Genomic DNA, 16,398 nt, shown 5'->3' on the forward strand with positions numbered 1-16,398 from the left:
TGATGAAATAGGGAAAAGAACTTATGATATCCGTAAAAGCTTATGTGATATCAGACTCTAACAGCTGCCGGAGGATGCCAATGAATAAATACGAAATTATTGCAAATGAAATGAGAAATAGAATTAAAAATAACGTATATCCGATCGATCAGCCCATTCCTGATGAAGTATCTCTTGCAAAAGAATTTAACTCAAGCCGCATGACGATGAAGAGAGCCTTGGATAATTTAGTTGCCGAGGGTCTGCTGTTCAGAAAACGAGGCCATGGCACGTTTATTATTCAATCTGCAATACAGGATGACCATGTCCATGTAGTCAGCAATGAGATTCTCGGATTGACCAACTTGCTGAAAGATAAAAAAATCCAAAGCAAGGTCATTCAGTTTGAAGTGCAATTTCCCACTGAGGAAGTGGCCGCCCATTTGTCTATTGATCAGAAAACACCGGTTTATTATGTCGTTCGGCTGCGAATTGTAGAAGGTGAACCCTATGTATTGGAAAAAACATATATGCCGACTCATTTAATACCGGGCATTAATGACGATGTCCTTCATGATTCGATCTACAATCATATTACAAATGTGCTGCAGCTCAAAATCGCCGGCTCACATCGGAAAATCAGAGCCTGCAAATCTGATCATATTGACCAGCAGCATCTGGGCTGTAAAAAGGATGATCCAATTCTTGAAGTTGAACATGTGGGCTTCTTAGATAACGGCATTCCATTTGAATATTCCTTTTCACGTCATCGGCATGACAAGTTTGTTGTGACTTCTGTAAACATACGGCGCTGATTGCGGAGACAACAAGGAGGCCATCTGCATGCTTGGCGGTATTGAAGCAGGCGGCACAAAGATTGTTTGTGCTGTCGGTAAGGAAGATGGAACAATCATTGACCGAATAGAATTCCCCACAAAGATGCCGGATGAAACGATAGAGAAAGTAATTCAATATTTTCGCCAATTTTCATTACAGGCAATCGGCATCGGTTCCTTTGGTCCCGTTGATAACGATAAAACCAGTCAAACATACGGTACCATTATGGCCACGCCGAAAGCGGGCTGGAGACACTACCCCTTTTTGCAAACCGTTAAGAACGAAATGAAAATCCCAGTCGGATTTAGTACAGATGTCAACGCTGCGGCGCTGGGTGAATTCCTTTTCGGTGAAGCGAAGGGTCTCGACAGCTGCCTGTATATAACGATTGGTACTGGCATCGGTGCGGGCGCAATTGTAGGGGGCAGGCTCCTTCAGGGGCTGTCGCACCCAGAGATGGGCCATATTTATATCCGGAGGCACCCGGATGACGCATACCAAGGGAAGTGTCCTTATCATGGAGATTGCTTTGAAGGCTTGGCTTCCGGTCCCGCCATTGAAGCGCGCTGGGGAAAAAAAGCCGCGGATTTATCAGATATAGCCCAAGTCTGGGAACTGGAAGGGTACTATATTGCCCAAGCACTGGCTCAGTATATTTTGATCCTTGCACCTAAAAAAATCATTCTTGGCGGCGGCGTCATGCAACAGAAACAAGTGTTTTCTTATATCTATCAATATGTACCAAAAATCATGAACAGCTACTTAGATTTTTCTGAATTATCAGATGATATAAGTGATTATATTGTACCTCCACGTTTAGGCAGTAACGCCGGAATCATCGGCACGCTAGTTTTAGCGCATCAGGCCTTACAAGCAGAGGCAGCATCCGGGGAGGTGCGATCATGACGCATCCATTATTTTTAGAGCCTGTCTTTAAAGAAAGACTATGGGGAGGGACGAAGCTTCGTGACGCTTTTGGCTACGCAATACCCTCACAAAAAACAGGTGAGTGCTGGGCCGTTTCTGCACATGCCCATGGCCCGTCGGCTGTAAAGAACGGCCCGCTGGCAGGAAAGACACTAGATCAAGTATGGCAAGATCACCCAGAGATATTCGGGTTTCCGGATGGTAAGGTGTTTCCGCTGCTGGTAAAGCTGCTGGACGCCAATATGGATCTCTCCGTGCAAGTCCATCCTGATGATGATTATGCAAAACTGCATGAAAATGGCGACCTTGGTAAAACGGAGTGCTGGTATATCATTGATTGCAAAGATGACGCCGAACTGATTTTGGGACATCACGCAAGCACAAAGGAGGAATTCAAACAACGAATAGAAAGCGGTGATTGGAACGGGCTGCTGAGGCGAATCAAAATCAAGCCCGGAGATTTCTTTTATGTGCCAAGCGGTACACTCCATGCTTTATGTGAGGGAACCCTTGTCCTTGAAATCCAGCAAAACTCTGATACAACGTATCGCGTATACGATTATGACCGCTGTAATGACCAGGGCCAAAAAAGAACTCTTCATATAGAAAAAGCCATGGAAGTCATAACGATACCGCATATCGATAAAGTGCATACACCGGAAGTGAAAGAAGTTGGTAACGCCGAGATCACTGTTTATGTGCAATCAGATTATTTCTCAGTGTACAAATGGAAGATTAGCGGCCGAGCTGCTTTTCCTTCATATCAAACCTATTTGCTGGGGAGTGTTCTGAGCGGATCAGGACGAATCATAAATAATGGTAGTCAGTATGAATGCAATGCAGGCTCACACTTTGTCTTGCCTGCGCATTTTGGCGAGTTTTCAATAGAAGGAACATGTGAATTCATGATATCTCATCCTTAATGAATGGGGGAGTTGCATTTGTTTAAGAAACATACGATCTCTTTGCTCATTTTATTTTTACTTGCGTCTGCTGTTTTAGCAAAACCAATTGAAGCGCATACTGTGTCGCCTGTGAATCCTAATGCACAGCAGACAACAAAAGCAGTGATGAACTGGCTTGCGCACCTGCCGAACCGAACGGAAAACAGAGTCCTTTCCGGAGCGTTCGGAGGTTACAGTCATGACACTTTTTCTATGGCTGAGGCTGATAGAATCCGAAGCGCCACCGGGCAATCGCCTGCTATTTACGGCTGCGATTATGCCAGAGGATGGCTTGAAACAGCAAATATTGAAGATTCAATAGATGTAAGCTGCAACAGCGATTTAATGTCGTATTGGAAAAATGGCGGAATTCCGCAAATCAGTTTGCACCTGGCGAACCCTGCTTTTCAGTCAGGGCATTTTAAAACACCGATTACAAATGATCAGTATAAAAAAATACTAGATTCTTCAACAGCAGAAGGAAAGCGGCTAAATGCCATGCTCAGCAAAATTGCTGACGGACTTCAAGAGCTGGAGAACCAAGGTGTGCCTGTTCTGTTCAGGCCGCTGCATGAAATGAACGGCGAATGGTTTTGGTGGGGACTTACATCATATAACCAAAAGGATAATGAAAGAATCTCTCTATATAAACAGCTCTACAAGAAAATCTATCATTATATGACCGACACAAGAGGACTTGATCATTTGATTTGGGTTTACTCTCCCGACGCCAACCGAGATTTTAAAACTGATTTTTACCCGGGCGCGTCTTACGTGGATATTGTCGGATTAGATGCGTATTTTCAAGATGCCTACTCGATCAATGGATACGATCAGCTAACAACGCTTAATAAACCATTTGCTTTTACAGAAGTCGGCCCGCAAACAGCAAACGGCAGCTTCGATTACAGCCTGTTCATCAATGCTATAAAACAAAAATATCCTAAAACCATTTACTTTCTGGCATGGAATGATGAATGGAGCCCAGCTGTAAACAAGGGTGCTTCGGCTTTATATCATGACAGCTGGACACTCAATAAGGGAGAAATATGGAACGGCGATTCTTTAACGCCAATCGTTGAATGAATCAGTAATGTACAATAAGAAGGTGCTCAAGAAGTTTCTTGAGCACCTTCCCACTGGATTAAGCATTCATATCGCCTAACCCAGGACTGTGTTCATTTGGTATTTCAGGAAGCACTGGTACGGGAAACCCTGCCGGAGGATCTATTACTTGCAACTCTCCGCCATTTCGGCTTGGAGATTTCCCTTGATAGATTTCACCGATTCTCGTTTCATCCAACCTAAAGTTAAACTGTGCATTATGGTAGCCTAATTCGACATACTTTCTGCACTCAGGATATTTATTAATGTCATAATTCGGTACAGGGAGGAGCTTCGCCCACTCAACGCCCAATGTCTCGAGCGCTTTCGCGAATGCATTCTGGTGAGCATTGTCGCGTACAATCAGAAAAGCAAGTGTTTCGCGGAACGTCTGATTAGAGCTCATTTCATAAATTCTTGTTTTTTGCAGCACACCTGTCGACTCAAGAAGCAGGTTATCCAGCAGGTCAGTAATTAAGTTTCCGTGGTTATACACCCACGACCCGTTCCACGGATTGCCCCCTGCATCAACGGGAAGGGAACTTTGCGCACCAATAATATAATGATGAGGATTAGCATGTTTAACGGCTTCATTAAGTGGTGCTTGATCTGCACCTTGACTGCCGACACCTTCACCGCCTGATTCATCTAATAAAGCATTGATTGTGTTTTGAACCAGTTCAACGTGGGCAATCTCCTCTAAAAAAATGCCGCGAAGCAGATCGCGGTACTGTTTCTGCTTTCCTCTGAAATTAGAGCTTTGGAAAAAAAACTGCATCATTGTACGCATTTCTCCGTAATGACCGCCTAATATCTCCTGCAGGACCTTAGCAGCTGCCGGGTCTGGTTTGTCCGGTTTAATGATATTAATCAGTTCCTCTTTGTAGTAATACATAACACGCCTCATTTCTTCTTAAGAGATTTTCTTATATTATTTGTAAGATGAGATAAAATATATACATGAGAAGGGGTGAAAGAAGAGAATAAAAAAATACAGAAAAAGTGTTGACCAAATAAAACAGGCATGGTATATTATTAAACGTCGCTGATGAACAGCGTGAAACAAAACGAAAAACAAAAAAAGTTTTTCTAAGGTGTTTACAAGATTTTAAAAATGTGTATAATAAGAAAAGTCGAATTGAAAAAGATTCGAAAAAACATTTTAAAAAAACTTCTTGACTTCACCATCAAATGATAGTATGATAGTTAAGTCGCTTGATAAGCGCCCGTAGCTCAATTGGATAGAGCGTTTGACTACGGATCAAAAGGTTAGGGGTTCGACTCCTCTCGGGCGCGCCAATACAAGATTTTACGCGGGTGTAGTTTAGTGGTAAAACCTCAGCCTTCCAAGCTGATGTCGTGAGTTCGATTCTCATCACCCGCTCCATTATTGAATGATCTTTGAAAACTAAACAAGACAAAACGTACCTGTTAATTCATTTTTAAAAATCGCACAGCGATGTGCGTAGTCAGTCAAACTAGGGCCTGCACGACGCAGGTCACACAGGTGTCGCCGCAGGATGCGGTGAACTTAACTTGTGATCCATTTATCGGAGAGTTTGATCCTGGCTCAGGACGAACGCTGGCGGCGTGCCTAATACATGCAAGTCGAGCGGACAGATGGGAGCTTGCTCCCTGATGTTAGCGGCGGACGGGTGAGTAACACGTGGGTAACCTGCCTGTAAGACTGGGATAACTCCGGGAAACCGGGGCTAATACCGGATGGTTGTTTGAACCGCATGGTTCAAACATAAAAGGTGGCTTCGGCTACCACTTACAGATGGACCCGCGGCGCATTAGCTAGTTGGTGAGGTAACGGCTCACCAAGGCAACGATGCGTAGCCGACCTGAGAGGGTGATCGGCCACACTGGGACTGAGACACGGCCCAGACTCCTACGGGAGGCAGCAGTAGGGAATCTTCCGCAATGGACGAAAGTCTGACGGAGCAACGCCGCGTGAGTGATGAAGGTTTTCGGATCGTAAAGCTCTGTTGTTAGGGAAGAACAAGTACCGTTCGAATAGGGCGGTACCTTGACGGTACCTAACCAGAAAGCCACGGCTAACTACGTGCCAGCAGCCGCGGTAATACGTAGGTGGCAAGCGTTGTCCGGAATTATTGGGCGTAAAGGGCTCGCAGGCGGTTTCTTAAGTCTGATGTGAAAGCCCCCGGCTCAACCGGGGAGGGTCATTGGAAACTGGGGAACTTGAGTGCAGAAGAGGAGAGTGGAATTCCACGTGTAGCGGTGAAATGCGTAGAGATGTGGAGGAACACCAGTGGCGAAGGCGACTCTCTGGTCTGTAACTGACGCTGAGGAGCGAAAGCGTGGGGAGCGAACAGGATTAGATACCCTGGTAGTCCACGCCGTAAACGATGAGTGCTAAGTGTTAGGGGGTTTCCGCCCCTTAGTGCTGCAGCTAACGCATTAAGCACTCCGCCTGGGGAGTACGGTCGCAAGACTGAAACTCAAAGGAATTGACGGGGGCCCGCACAAGCGGTGGAGCATGTGGTTTAATTCGAAGCAACGCGAAGAACCTTACCAGGTCTTGACATCCTCTGACAATCCTAGAGATAGGACGTCCCCTTCGGGGGCAGAGTGACAGGTGGTGCATGGTTGTCGTCAGCTCGTGTCGTGAGATGTTGGGTTAAGTCCCGCAACGAGCGCAACCCTTGATCTTAGTTGCCAGCATTCAGTTGGGCACTCTAAGGTGACTGCCGGTGACAAACCGGAGGAAGGTGGGGATGACGTCAAATCATCATGCCCCTTATGACCTGGGCTACACACGTGCTACAATGGACAGAACAAAGGGCAGCGAAACCGCGAGGTTAAGCCAATCCCACAAATCTGTTCTCAGTTCGGATCGCAGTCTGCAACTCGACTGCGTGAAGCTGGAATCGCTAGTAATCGCGGATCAGCATGCCGCGGTGAATACGTTCCCGGGCCTTGTACACACCGCCCGTCACACCACGAGAGTTTGTAACACCCGAAGTCGGTGAGGTAACCTTTTAGGAGCCAGCCGCCGAAGGTGGGACAGATGATTGGGGTGAAGTCGTAACAAGGTAGCCGTATCGGAAGGTGCGGCTGGATCACCTCCTTTCTAAGGATATTATACGGAATATAAGACCTTGGGTCTTATAAACAGAACGTTCCCTGTCTTGTTTAGTTTTGAAGGATCATTCCTTCGAAACGTGTTCTTTGAAAACTAGATAACAGTAGACATCACATTCAATTAGTAACACAAGATATCACATAGTGATTCTTTTTAACGGTTAAGTTAGAAAGGGCGCACGGTGGATGCCTTGGCACTAGGAGCCGATGAAGGACGGGACGAACACCGATATGCTTCGGGGAGCTGTAAGCAAGCTTTGATCCGGAGATTTCCGAATGGGGAAACCCACCACTCGTAATGGAGTGGTATCCATATCTGAATTCATAGGATATGAGAAGGCAGACCCGGGGAACTGAAACATCTAAGTACCCGGAGGAAGAGAAAGCAAATGCGATTCCCTGAGTAGCGGCGAGCGAAACGGGATTAGCCCAAACCAAGAGGCTTGCCTCTTGGGGTTGTAGGACACTCTGTACGGAGTTACAAAAGAACGAGGTAGATGAAGAGGTCTGGAAAGGCCCGCCATAGGAGGTAACAGCCCTGTAGTCAAAACTTCGTTCTCTCCTGAGTGGATCCTGAGTACGGCGGAACACGTGAAATTCCGTCGGAATCCGGGAGGACCATCTCCCAAGGCTAAATACTCCCTAGTGACCGATAGTGAACCAGTACCGTGAGGGAAAGGTGAAAAGCACCCCGGAAGGGGAGTGAAAGAGATCCTGAAACCGTGTGCCTACAAGTAGTCAGAGCCCGTTAACGGGTGATGGCGTGCCTTTTGTAGAATGAACCGGCGAGTTACGATCCCGTGCAAGGTTAAGCAGAAGATGCGGAGCCGCAGCGAAAGCGAGTCTGAATAGGGCGCATGAGTACGTGGTCGTAGACCCGAAACCAGGTGATCTACCCATGTCCAGGGTGAAGTTCAGGTAACACTGAATGGAGGCCCGAACCCACGCACGTTGAAAAGTGCGGGGATGAGGTGTGGGTAGGGGTGAAATGCCAATCGAACCTGGAGATAGCTGGTTCTCTCCGAAATAGCTTTAGGGCTAGCCTCAAGGTAAGAGTCTTGGAGGTAGAGCACTGATTGGACTAGGGGCCCCTACCGGGTTACCGAATTCAGTCAAACTCCGAATGCCAATGACTTATCCTTGGGAGTCAGACTGCGAGTGATAAGATCCGTAGTCGAAAGGGAAACAGCCCAGACCGCCAGCTAAGGTCCCAAAGTATACGTTAAGTGGAAAAGGATGTGGAGTTGCTTAGACAACCAGGATGTTGGCTTAGAAGCAGCCACCATTTAAAGAGTGCGTAATAGCTCACTGGTCGAGTGACTCTGCGCCGAAAATGTACCGGGGCTAAACGTATCACCGAAGCTGCGGACTGTTCTTCGAACAGTGGTAGGAGAGCGTTCTAAGGGCTGTGAAGCCAGACCGGAAGGACTGGTGGAGCGCTTAGAAGTGAGAATGCCGGTATGAGTAGCGAAAGAGGGGTGAGAATCCCCTCCACCGAATGCCTAAGGTTTCCTGAGGAAGGCTCGTCCGCTCAGGGTTAGTCGGGACCTAAGCCGAGGCCGAAAGGCGTAGGCGATGGACAACAGGTTGATATTCCTGTACCACCTCCTCACCATTTGAGCAATGGGGGGACGCAGGAGGATAGGGTAAGCGCGGTATTGGATATCCGCGTCCAAGCAGTTAGGCTGGGAAATAGGCAAATCCGTTTCCCATAAGGCTGAGCTGTGATGGCGAGCGAAATATAGTAGCGAAGTTCCTGATTCCACACTGCCAAGAAAAGCCTCTAGCGAGGTGAGAGGTGCCCGTACCGCAAACCGACACAGGTAGGCGAGGAGAGAATCCTAAGGTGATCGAGAGAACTCTCGTTAAGGAACTCGGCAAAATGACCCCGTAACTTCGGGAGAAGGGGTGCTCTGTTAGGGTGCAAGCCCGAGAGAGCCGCAGTGAATAGGCCCAGGCGACTGTTTAGCAAAAACACAGGTCTCTGCGAAGCCGTAAGGCGAAGTATAGGGGCTGACGCCTGCCCGGTGCTGGAAGGTTAAGAGGAGCGCTTAGCGTAAGCGAAGGTGCGAATTGAAGCCCCAGTAAACGGCGGCCGTAACTATAACGGTCCTAAGGTAGCGAAATTCCTTGTCGGGTAAGTTCCGACCCGCACGAAAGGCGCAACGATCTGGGCACTGTCTCAACGAGAGACTCGGTGAAATTATAGTACCTGTGAAGATGCAGGTTACCCGCGACAGGACGGAAAGACCCCGTGGAGCTTTACTGCAGCCTGATATTGAATGTTGGTACAGCTTGTACAGGATAGGTAGGAGCCTTGGAAACCGGAGCGCCAGCTTCGGTGGAGGCATCGGTGGGATACTACCCTGGCTGTATTGACCTTCTAACCCGCCGCCCTTATCGGGCGGGGAGACAGTGTCAGGTGGGCAGTTTGACTGGGGCGGTCGCCTCCTAAAAGGTAACGGAGGCGCCCAAAGGTTCCCTCAGAATGGTTGGAAATCATTCGCAGAGTGTAAAGGCACAAGGGAGCTTGACTGCGAGACCTACAAGTCGAGCAGGGACGAAAGTCGGGCTTAGTGATCCGGTGGTTCCGCATGGAAGGGCCATCGCTCAACGGATAAAAGCTACCCCGGGGATAACAGGCTTATCTCCCCCAAGAGTCCACATCGACGGGGAGGTTTGGCACCTCGATGTCGGCTCATCGCATCCTGGGGCTGTAGTCGGTCCCAAGGGTTGGGCTGTTCGCCCATTAAAGCGGTACGCGAGCTGGGTTCAGAACGTCGTGAGACAGTTCGGTCCCTATCCGTCGCGGGCGCAGGAAATTTGAGAGGAGCTGTCCTTAGTACGAGAGGACCGGGATGGACGCACCGCTGGTGTACCAGTTGTTCTGCCAAGGGCATCGCTGGGTAGCTATGTGCGGACGGGATAAGTGCTGAAAGCATCTAAGCATGAAGCCCCCCTCAAGATGAGATTTCCCATTCCGCAAGGAAGTAAGATCCCTGAAAGATGATCAGGTTGATAGGTCTGAGGTGGAAGTGTGGCGACACATGGAGCTGACAGATACTAATCGATCGAGGACTTAACCATATTTTGAATGATGTCACACCTGTTATCTAGTTTTGAGAGAACACTCTCAATTTGTTTGGTGGCGATAGCGAAGAGGTCACACCCGTTCCCATACCGAACACGGAAGTTAAGCTCTTCAGCGCCGATGGTAGTCGGGGGTTTCCCCCTGTGAGAGTAGGACGCCGCCAAGCATTACTTTTATCATCGCGGGGTGGAGCAGTTCGGTAGCTCGTCGGGCTCATAACCCGAAGGTCGCAGGTTCAAATCCTGCCCCCGCAACCAAATATATGATTAAATAAGGAGTGCCCTAAGGGTACAACTAAAATAATATTATACAAATATGGTCCGGTAGTTCAGTTGGTTAGAATGCCTGCCTGTCACGCAGGAGGTCGCGGGTTCGAGTCCCGTCCGGACCGCCATTAATGTAAACGAAACGATCATGTTTTCGTTTTTTTTGTGTTTTCTTTTACTGTATCTTCTGCTTGGTGTCATAGCCAAGCTTTCTTTATATCGGGAACATCTTGGATATTCCAGCAAAATTCGATAAACTAGGAAGAGCACATATAGGCATATGCAGGGGTGAAAGGAGATTTTGGTTCATGGATGAATTTGATTTGATACATAGCATTACTCCGCGGACCATTCACCATTCTTCCGTTGATGTAGGAATAGGTGATGATGCAGCGCTCTACACTGCGAAACACGGCGTTCAGGAAATTGTTTGTGTTGATACTATGGTAGAAGACGTGCACTTCAAATTACACTATTCCTCACCTGAAGATATCGGGTATAAGGCGTTAGCCGTTAATATAAGTGATATTGCCGCGATGGGAGGCATTCCTAAGTTTTATCTGGTATCACTTGCGGTACCTTCAAAATGGACTGAATCTGAAATCAAGGCGATGTATGAAGGAATGAATGAACTGGCGAAACTATATCATATGGATCTGATTGGCGGCGATACAGTTTCTACCGCTGACAAATTAGTCGTTACAGTCACTGTGATCGGTGAAATTGAAAAGGGACAGGCCTGTTTGCGCAGCTTAGCAAAACCGAATGATATTGTGTTTGTAACCGGTGAAATCGGTTCTTCTGCAGCAGGACTTTCTTTATTATTAGAGGAGACTCATCCTCAAAATTCTTCTATTGACACGGATTACTTTATCCACAGGCATAAACGGCCTGAGCCAAGAGTAAGTGTCGGCAGATTATGCTCGAGTCTTAAACGGGCAGCTTTAAATGATGTTAGTGACGGATTGGCTAGTGAACTGAACGAGATTGCAGAAGCCAGCTGTGTTTCAATTGAAATTGTTGAAAGCATGCTTCCAATTCATTCTGATTTACCTAAGCTTCATCCTAACTGGAAAGAATGGGCTTTGTTTGGCGGTGAGGATTTTGAGCTGACAGGGACGGTTTCAAAAGAGGAGTGGGAAGTGTTGAAGCAGCAGTGCGCAGCACGTCAACTTCCCATTACAAAGATTGGCCATGTCAGGGAAAAAACAAAATCTAAAGTGATCCTAAAAACAGATCAAACATCAATGATCTTAGAGAAAAAGGGATATAATCATTTTAAATAAGACGGGTGACTCGTGTGAAGCAATTAAAATGGAGAACTGTAAATCCAGAAGAAACAAAAGCAATTGCCAAGCTGACGGCATCGTTTGCTAAACCGGGAGACGTCCTGACATTAGAGGGCGATTTAGGTGCAGGAAAAACGACTTTTACGAAAGGTTTTGCAGAAGGGCTGGGAATTACACGTATTGTAAACAGTCCGACTTTTACAATTATAAAAGAATATAACGATGGCGTACTTCCTCTTTATCATATGGATGTGTATAGAATGGAAGATGAAAGTGAAGATTTGGGACTTGATGAATATTTTCACGGACAAGGTGTCTGTCTCGTTGAATGGGCTCATTTAATTGAAGAACAGCTGCCGCAGGAGCGACTGCAAATTGTCATCAAAAGAGCTGGTGATGATGAGCGGGAAATTACCTTTACTGCTGTCGGGAATCGGTATGAAATGCTTTGTGAGGAGTTAAGTAGACATGACAATATTAGCAATTGATACATCAAATTATACATTGGGCATTGCGCTGCTTCGAGAAGACACTGTTATAGCAGAATACATTACATATTTGAAAAAGAACCACTCTGTAAGAGCGATGCCTGCTGTTCATTCATTGCTGAATGATTGTGATATGGCACCGCAGGACCTTTCTAAAATTGTCGTTGCAAAAGGCCCTGGTTCATACACAGGAGTAAGAATAGGTGTGACGTTGGCTAAAACACTTGCCTGGTCTTTAGACATTCCAATAAGTGCTGTATCAAGTCTTGAGACGCTTGCGGCAAATGGCCGGCATTTTGACGGTCTGATCAGCCCAATCTTTGATGCTAGACGGGGACAGGTGTACACAGGTCTGTATCAATATAAAAATGGACTTTTAGAGCAAGCTGTTCCAGATCAAAATGTGATGCTGGCAGATTGGCTGGAGATGCTAAAAGAAAAGGATCGTCCTGTTTTGTTTTTAGGTCATGACACTTCTATTCACAAGCAAATGATAAAGGATGTTCTTAGAACAAAAGGATTCATTGGAACTGCTGCCCAGCATAACCCGCGTCCTTCAGAATTGGCTTTTCTCGGGAAGGAAAAGGAAGCAGCTGATGTTCATGGGCTTGTCCCGGATTACTTGCGGCTGGCAGAAGCTGAAGCGAAATGGATTGAAAGTCAAAAGTAGGGTGATAGGATGAAAACAAAAGCAGCGGTCAGAAATATGCGGCTTGAAGATATAGATCACGTATACGAAATCGAAGCATCCTCCTTTACGTCTCCTTGGACGAAGGATTCGTTTTATCATGAGCTGCTGGAAAATCCGTATGCTCATTATCTCGTGATTGAAAAGGACGGCCATGTTGTTGGGTATTGCGGGATTTGGATTGTGATGGATGATGCCCAGATTACAAATATAGCGATAAAACCAGAGTATCGCGGCCAGTCTTTAGGAGAAACGCTTTTTCGCTCAGCTGTTGAACTGTGCAAAGAAAAAGACGCAAGGCGGCTTTCGCTTGAAGTGAGGGTTTCGAATCATCCTGCTCAAGGCTTATATAAGAAATTCGGGATGCAGCCCGGCGGAATAAGAAAGAACTATTATACTGATAACGGGGAAGATGCGTTAATTATGTGGGTGACGATAAATGAATGAGCAAAAAGACATGTACGTATTAGGAATTGAAACAAGCTGTGATGAGACTGCTGCAGCTATTGTGAAAAACGGGAAAGAGATCATTTCAAACGTAGTAGCCTCTCAAATTGAAAGCCATAAGCGCTTCGGAGGCGTTGTTCCGGAAATTGCTTCAAGACATCATGTTGAACAAATCACTTTGGTTATAGAAGAGGCGTTTCGCAAAGCTGGCATGACGTATAGTGATATTGATGCGATTGCAGTAACAGAAGGTCCGGGACTGGTGGGGGCGCTTCTTATTGGAGTGAATGCCGCTAAAGCATTGAGCTTTGCACATAACATTCCGTTAGTAGGCGTTCATCATATAGCCGGTCATATATACGCGAACCGTCTTGTAGAAGACATCGTGTTCCCGGCACTGGCATTGGTCGTTTCAGGAGGCCATACAGAACTGGTTTATATGAAGGAACATGGATCATTTGAAGTCATTGGGGAAACCCTTGATGATGCGGCAGGAGAAGCCTACGACAAAGTGGCGCGGACGATGGGATTGCCATATCCGGGTGGACCGCAAATTGACAAGCTAGCTGAAAAAGGGAATGACAATATTCCGCTTCCTCGCGCATGGCTTGAAGAAGGCTCTTACAACTTCAGCTTTAGCGGATTGAAGTCTGCGGTGATCAATACGCTTCATAATGCATCCCAAAAAGGGCAAGAGATTGCTCCGGAAGATTTGTCTGCCAGCTTCCAAAATAGTGTGATCGATGTCTTGGTCACCAAAACGGCGCGCGCGGCAAAGGAATATGATGTCAAACAGGTCCTTTTAGCCGGAGGAGTAGCTGCAAACAGAGGCCTCAGAGCTGCATTAGAAAAGGAATTTGCCCAGCATGAAGGGATTACGCTTGTCATTCCTCCATTAGCTTTATGCACGGATAATGCTGCGATGATTGCTGCTGCTGGTACAATTGCTTTTGAAAAAGGAATTCGCGGTGCGTATGATATGAATGGCCAGCCCGGCCTTGAATTGACTTCTTATCAAAGTCTCACGAGATAATAGCGTGAGACTTTTTATCTGTTTGTTATTAACAGATAATTCACAATTTATCCACATGTCTGTGAGTAATTATAGAGATATAGATGGATAAAGGGCTGAAGTCGCTGTTAATAAAGTGGATAAATTCAGAATATTTTGTGGATATTGTGTATAAAGCGCTTACTTTGTTTTGCTTATTAGGGTATGTTCTGTGGATAAAAAGCACCTCTAAAAAGAGGTGCTTGACTTTTTTAATCTTCTTCTGTGGATAGTTCTTCCCATTCGGACAAAAGAGATTCCAGCTCCTGATTAAGCTTCTCATTGTCTGCATGGATAGCTTGTACTTTTTCATGATCCTGATAGACTTCAGGGTCACATAGCAATTCATCATTGCGGCTGATGTTTTCTTCAATGGTTTGAACAGTGGTTTCAATTTCTTCAATCCGACGGAGTCGTTGGCGCTCTTTCTTTTTCCATTCTTTTTCTTCCTCGTAGGAACGTTTGGAGTCAGACTTCACTGTAGCTGGCGTTTTTTCAGTTTCCTCTTGCTGATTTATTTTCTCCAATTCAAGCTGCTCTGTTTTTTTCTCTGTATAATAATCGTAATCTCCCAGATACTCCTCTATATGGCTTGAAGAAAGCTCCAATACTCTTGTGGCGATTCTGTTAATAAAATATCTGTCATGTGAGACAAATAACAGTGTGCCTGGATAATCAATCAGCGCGTTTTCGAGAACTTCTTTGCTGTCTAAATCCAGATGGTTCGTCGGTTCATCAAGGATGAGAAAGTTGGCTTTTTGAAGCATCAGCTTAGCTAGAGCCAATCTTGCTTTTTCGCCTCCGCTCAGTGAATGAACTGGTTTCAGCACATCATCTCCGGAGAATAAGAAATTTCCGAGACACGTTCTGATTTCTTTTTCTGGGAGCCCGGGGTACTCGTCCCACAGCTCATCAAGGACACGTTTAGAGGAAGTCAGCTCAGCCTGTTCCTGATCATAATAGCCGACACTGACATTTGAGCCGTATGAGATCGTTCCTTGATCTGGTTTTAGGGTGTCTATCAATGTTTTCAGTAATGTCGATTTACCAATTCCGTTAGGGCCGACAAGCGCTGCGCTTTCTCCTCTTGTGAGCATGAATGACACTTCTGTTAAAAGCGGCGGCTGGTTTTCATAGCTGATTGTGAGATCATGAACACGAAGGACTTCATTTCCGCTCTGTTTTGTAATATCAAAATGAAAGTTTGCGGATTTTTCATCGCCAAGCGGTTTTGACATGACTTCCATTCGCTCCAGCTGCTTTCTGCGGCTTTGCGCCCTTTTGGTGGTAGAGGCTCTCGCCAGATTTCGGTCTACGAAGTCCTGCAGCTTTGCAATTTCGTCCTGCTGCTTTTCATACATTTTCAGATCTTTTTCATACTGCGCGGCTTTTTGGTCGAGATAAGCGCTGTAGTTGCCGTGATACTTTTTGCTTTCTGCTCTTGATACCTCGTATACCTGGTTTACTACTTTGTCCAAAAAGTAGCGGTCATGCGAAACGATGAGAATGGCGCCTGAATAGCCTTGTAAATAATGCTCAAGCCAAGTAAGCGTATCAATATCCAGATGGTTTGTCGGCTCATCGAGAATGAGCAAATCAGGCTGTGTTAACAGAAGCTTACCTAAAGCCAGTCTTGTTTTCTGGCCTCCGCTAAGGCTTTGAACCTGTGTAGAATCGTCAAAATGGCTGAAGCCGAGACCATGCAGCACAGATCTTACATCCGCTTCATATTGATAGCCGCCTTTATCTTTGAATTCCTGCTGAAGGCGGTCGTAGGTTTTCATGATGCTTTCTAATTCACCCGGGTCAGCTGCCGCCATTTTTTCTTCCATAGCCCGCATTTCCTTTTCCATTGCTTTTAAGTGGTCAAAAACAGTCAGCAGCTCTTCTTTTATGGTAAGCTTAGAATCCAAGCCAGTATGCTGGGCGAGATATCCCATTGTAATATCTTTCGGTTTAATAATTTCGCCCTTTTCATACGAAAGCTGGCCTGCGATAATTTTAAGGAGCGTGGATTTTCCGGCGCCATTTCTTCCTACAATGGCGATGCGATCACGATTTCTGACTTCCAGCTTTATATTGTTTAAAATAGTATCAGCACCAAACGATTTGGACAGCTGATTAACTTGTAAGATCATCATATTATTTCACCTCTGCTATAATAAGTTAAGTGTAGCTT

The 16,398-nt window shown here is 46.1% G+C and carries 11 protein-coding genes, 4 tRNA genes and 3 rRNA genes; 16 read left to right on the forward strand and 2 right to left on the reverse strand.

Translation table 11 applies throughout. The features are described 5' to 3' along the window. Nucleotides 1-80 precede the first annotated feature (80 nt). Genes gmuR through gmuG form a run of 4 tightly spaced genes read left to right on the forward strand, consistent with a single transcriptional unit; the run spans nucleotide 81 to nucleotide 3,773 of the window. Complete coding sequence (gmuR, locus tag NYE20_RS03310; protein ID WP_032727116.1) at nucleotides 81-794, forward strand: transcriptional regulator GmuR; 714 nt, start codon at nucleotides 81-83, stop codon at nucleotides 792-794. A 28-nt stretch (nucleotides 795-822) separates the two neighbouring features. Then, entirely contained in the window at nucleotides 823-1,722 is a 900-nt protein-coding gene (gmuE, locus tag NYE20_RS03315) for a fructokinase GmuE (RefSeq protein WP_064672007.1), read from the forward strand. Beyond that, on the forward strand, nucleotides 1,719-2,666 hold the full coding sequence (gene manA / locus NYE20_RS03320; RefSeq protein WP_064672008.1) for a mannose-6-phosphate isomerase, class I: 948 nt from the start codon (nucleotides 1,719-1,721) through the stop codon (nucleotides 2,664-2,666). The genes gmuE and manA overlap by 4 nt, the downstream gene beginning before the upstream one ends. 18 nt (nucleotides 2,667-2,684) lie before the next feature. Further along, entirely contained in the window at nucleotides 2,685-3,773 is a 1,089-nt protein-coding gene (gene gmuG, locus NYE20_RS03325) for a mannan endo-1,4-beta-mannosidase (protein ID WP_064672009.1), read from the forward strand. Nucleotides 3,774-3,831: 58 nt separating this feature from the next. Here the strand turns inward: gmuG and NYE20_RS03330 are convergent, their stop codons facing one another. Next, a complete protein-coding gene (locus NYE20_RS03330) occupies nucleotides 3,832-4,686 on the reverse strand; it encodes a manganese catalase family protein (RefSeq protein WP_021481617.1) in 855 nt (284 codons plus the stop codon). Nucleotides 4,687-5,013: 327 nt separating this feature from the next. Here NYE20_RS03330 and NYE20_RS03335 point away from each other — a divergent pair. The 12 genes from NYE20_RS03335 (at nucleotide 5,014) to tsaD (ending at nucleotide 14,201) form a co-directional block, all read left to right on the forward strand. Beyond that, a tRNA-Arg gene (locus NYE20_RS03335) sits at nucleotides 5,014-5,090 on the forward strand. A 14-nt stretch (nucleotides 5,091-5,104) separates the two neighbouring features. Further along, nucleotides 5,105-5,178 (forward strand) — tRNA-Gly (locus NYE20_RS03340). A gap of 160 nt (nucleotides 5,179-5,338) precedes the next feature. Then, nucleotides 5,339-6,888 (forward strand): 16S ribosomal RNA (locus NYE20_RS03345). Nucleotides 6,889-7,058: 170 nt separating this feature from the next. Further along, nucleotides 7,059-9,986: ribosomal RNA gene (locus tag NYE20_RS03350) — 23S ribosomal RNA — on the forward strand. 54 nt (nucleotides 9,987-10,040) lie between these two features. Next, nucleotides 10,041-10,156 (forward strand): 5S ribosomal RNA (gene rrf, locus NYE20_RS03355). Together the 16S, 23S and 5S rRNA genes with 4 tRNA genes alongside form the textbook arrangement of a ribosomal RNA operon. A gap of 14 nt (nucleotides 10,157-10,170) precedes the next feature. Beyond that, nucleotides 10,171-10,247: transfer RNA gene (locus NYE20_RS03360), tRNA-Met, on the forward strand. A gap of 60 nt (nucleotides 10,248-10,307) precedes the next feature. Continuing rightward, nucleotides 10,308-10,384, forward strand: a tRNA-Asp gene (locus NYE20_RS03365). A 180-nt stretch (nucleotides 10,385-10,564) separates the two neighbouring features. Continuing rightward, entirely contained in the window at nucleotides 10,565-11,542 is a 978-nt protein-coding gene (gene thiL / locus NYE20_RS03370; protein ID WP_038827695.1) for a thiamine-phosphate kinase, read from the forward strand. A gap of 14 nt (nucleotides 11,543-11,556) precedes the next feature. Next, the gene (tsaE, locus tag NYE20_RS03375; protein WP_064671829.1) at nucleotides 11,557-12,033 is read left to right on the forward strand and encodes a tRNA (adenosine(37)-N6)-threonylcarbamoyltransferase complex ATPase subunit type 1 TsaE; all 477 of its coding nucleotides are present in this window, start codon (nucleotides 11,557-11,559) and stop codon (nucleotides 12,031-12,033) included. Further along, complete coding sequence (gene tsaB, locus NYE20_RS03380; RefSeq protein ID WP_161621390.1) at nucleotides 12,014-12,703, forward strand: tRNA (adenosine(37)-N6)-threonylcarbamoyltransferase complex dimerization subunit type 1 TsaB; 690 nt, start codon at nucleotides 12,014-12,016, stop codon at nucleotides 12,701-12,703. The genes tsaE and tsaB overlap by 20 nt, the downstream gene beginning before the upstream one ends. A gap of 9 nt (nucleotides 12,704-12,712) precedes the next feature. Next, a complete protein-coding gene (gene rimI, locus NYE20_RS03385) occupies nucleotides 12,713-13,168 on the forward strand; it encodes a ribosomal protein S18-alanine N-acetyltransferase (protein ID WP_015252683.1) in 456 nt (151 codons plus the stop codon). Further along, the gene (tsaD, locus tag NYE20_RS03390) at nucleotides 13,161-14,201 is read left to right on the forward strand and encodes a tRNA (adenosine(37)-N6)-threonylcarbamoyltransferase complex transferase subunit TsaD (protein WP_161621391.1); all 1,041 of its coding nucleotides are present in this window, start codon (nucleotides 13,161-13,163) and stop codon (nucleotides 14,199-14,201) included. The genes rimI and tsaD overlap by 8 nt, the downstream gene beginning before the upstream one ends. Nucleotides 14,202-14,431: 230 nt before the next feature. Here tsaD and NYE20_RS03395 read toward each other — a convergent pair whose 3' ends face one another. Continuing rightward, the gene (locus tag NYE20_RS03395) at nucleotides 14,432-16,360 is read right to left on the reverse strand and encodes an ABC-F family ATP-binding cassette domain-containing protein (RefSeq protein WP_049140773.1); all 1,929 of its coding nucleotides are present in this window, start codon (nucleotides 16,358-16,360) and stop codon (nucleotides 14,432-14,434) included. Nucleotides 16,361-16,398 lie beyond the last annotated feature (38 nt).

It is taken from the genome of Bacillus sp. FSL R5-0416 (assembly GCF_037975425.1).
GTDB classification, from domain to species: Bacteria; Bacillota; Bacilli; order Bacillales; family Bacillaceae; genus Bacillus; species Bacillus subtilis.

Bases quoted from the DNA above. Each gene is read 5' to 3' on its own strand.
- gmuR (WP_032727116.1), top strand. From the start codon at position 81: ATGAATAAATACGAAATTATTGCAAATGAAATGAGAAATAGAATTAAA.
- gmuE (WP_064672007.1), top strand. From the start codon at position 823: ATGCTTGGCGGTATTGAAGCAGGCGGCACAAAGATTGTTTGTGCTGTC.
- manA (WP_064672008.1), top strand. From the start codon at position 1,719: ATGACGCATCCATTATTTTTAGAGCCTGTCTTTAAAGAAAGACTATGG.
- NYE20_RS03330 (WP_021481617.1), bottom strand. From the start codon at position 4,686: ATGTATTACTACAAAGAGGAACTGATTAATATCATTAAACCGGACAAA.
- thiL (WP_038827695.1), top strand. From the start codon at position 10,565: ATGGATGAATTTGATTTGATACATAGCATTACTCCGCGGACCATTCAC.
- tsaB (WP_161621390.1), top strand. From the start codon at position 12,014: ATGACAATATTAGCAATTGATACATCAAATTATACATTGGGCATTGCG.
- rimI (WP_015252683.1), top strand. From the start codon at position 12,713: ATGAAAACAAAAGCAGCGGTCAGAAATATGCGGCTTGAAGATATAGAT.
- tsaD (WP_161621391.1), top strand. From the start codon at position 13,161: ATGAATGAGCAAAAAGACATGTACGTATTAGGAATTGAAACAAGCTGT.
- NYE20_RS03395 (WP_049140773.1), bottom strand. From the start codon at position 16,360: ATGATGATCTTACAAGTTAATCAGCTGTCCAAATCGTTTGGTGCTGAT.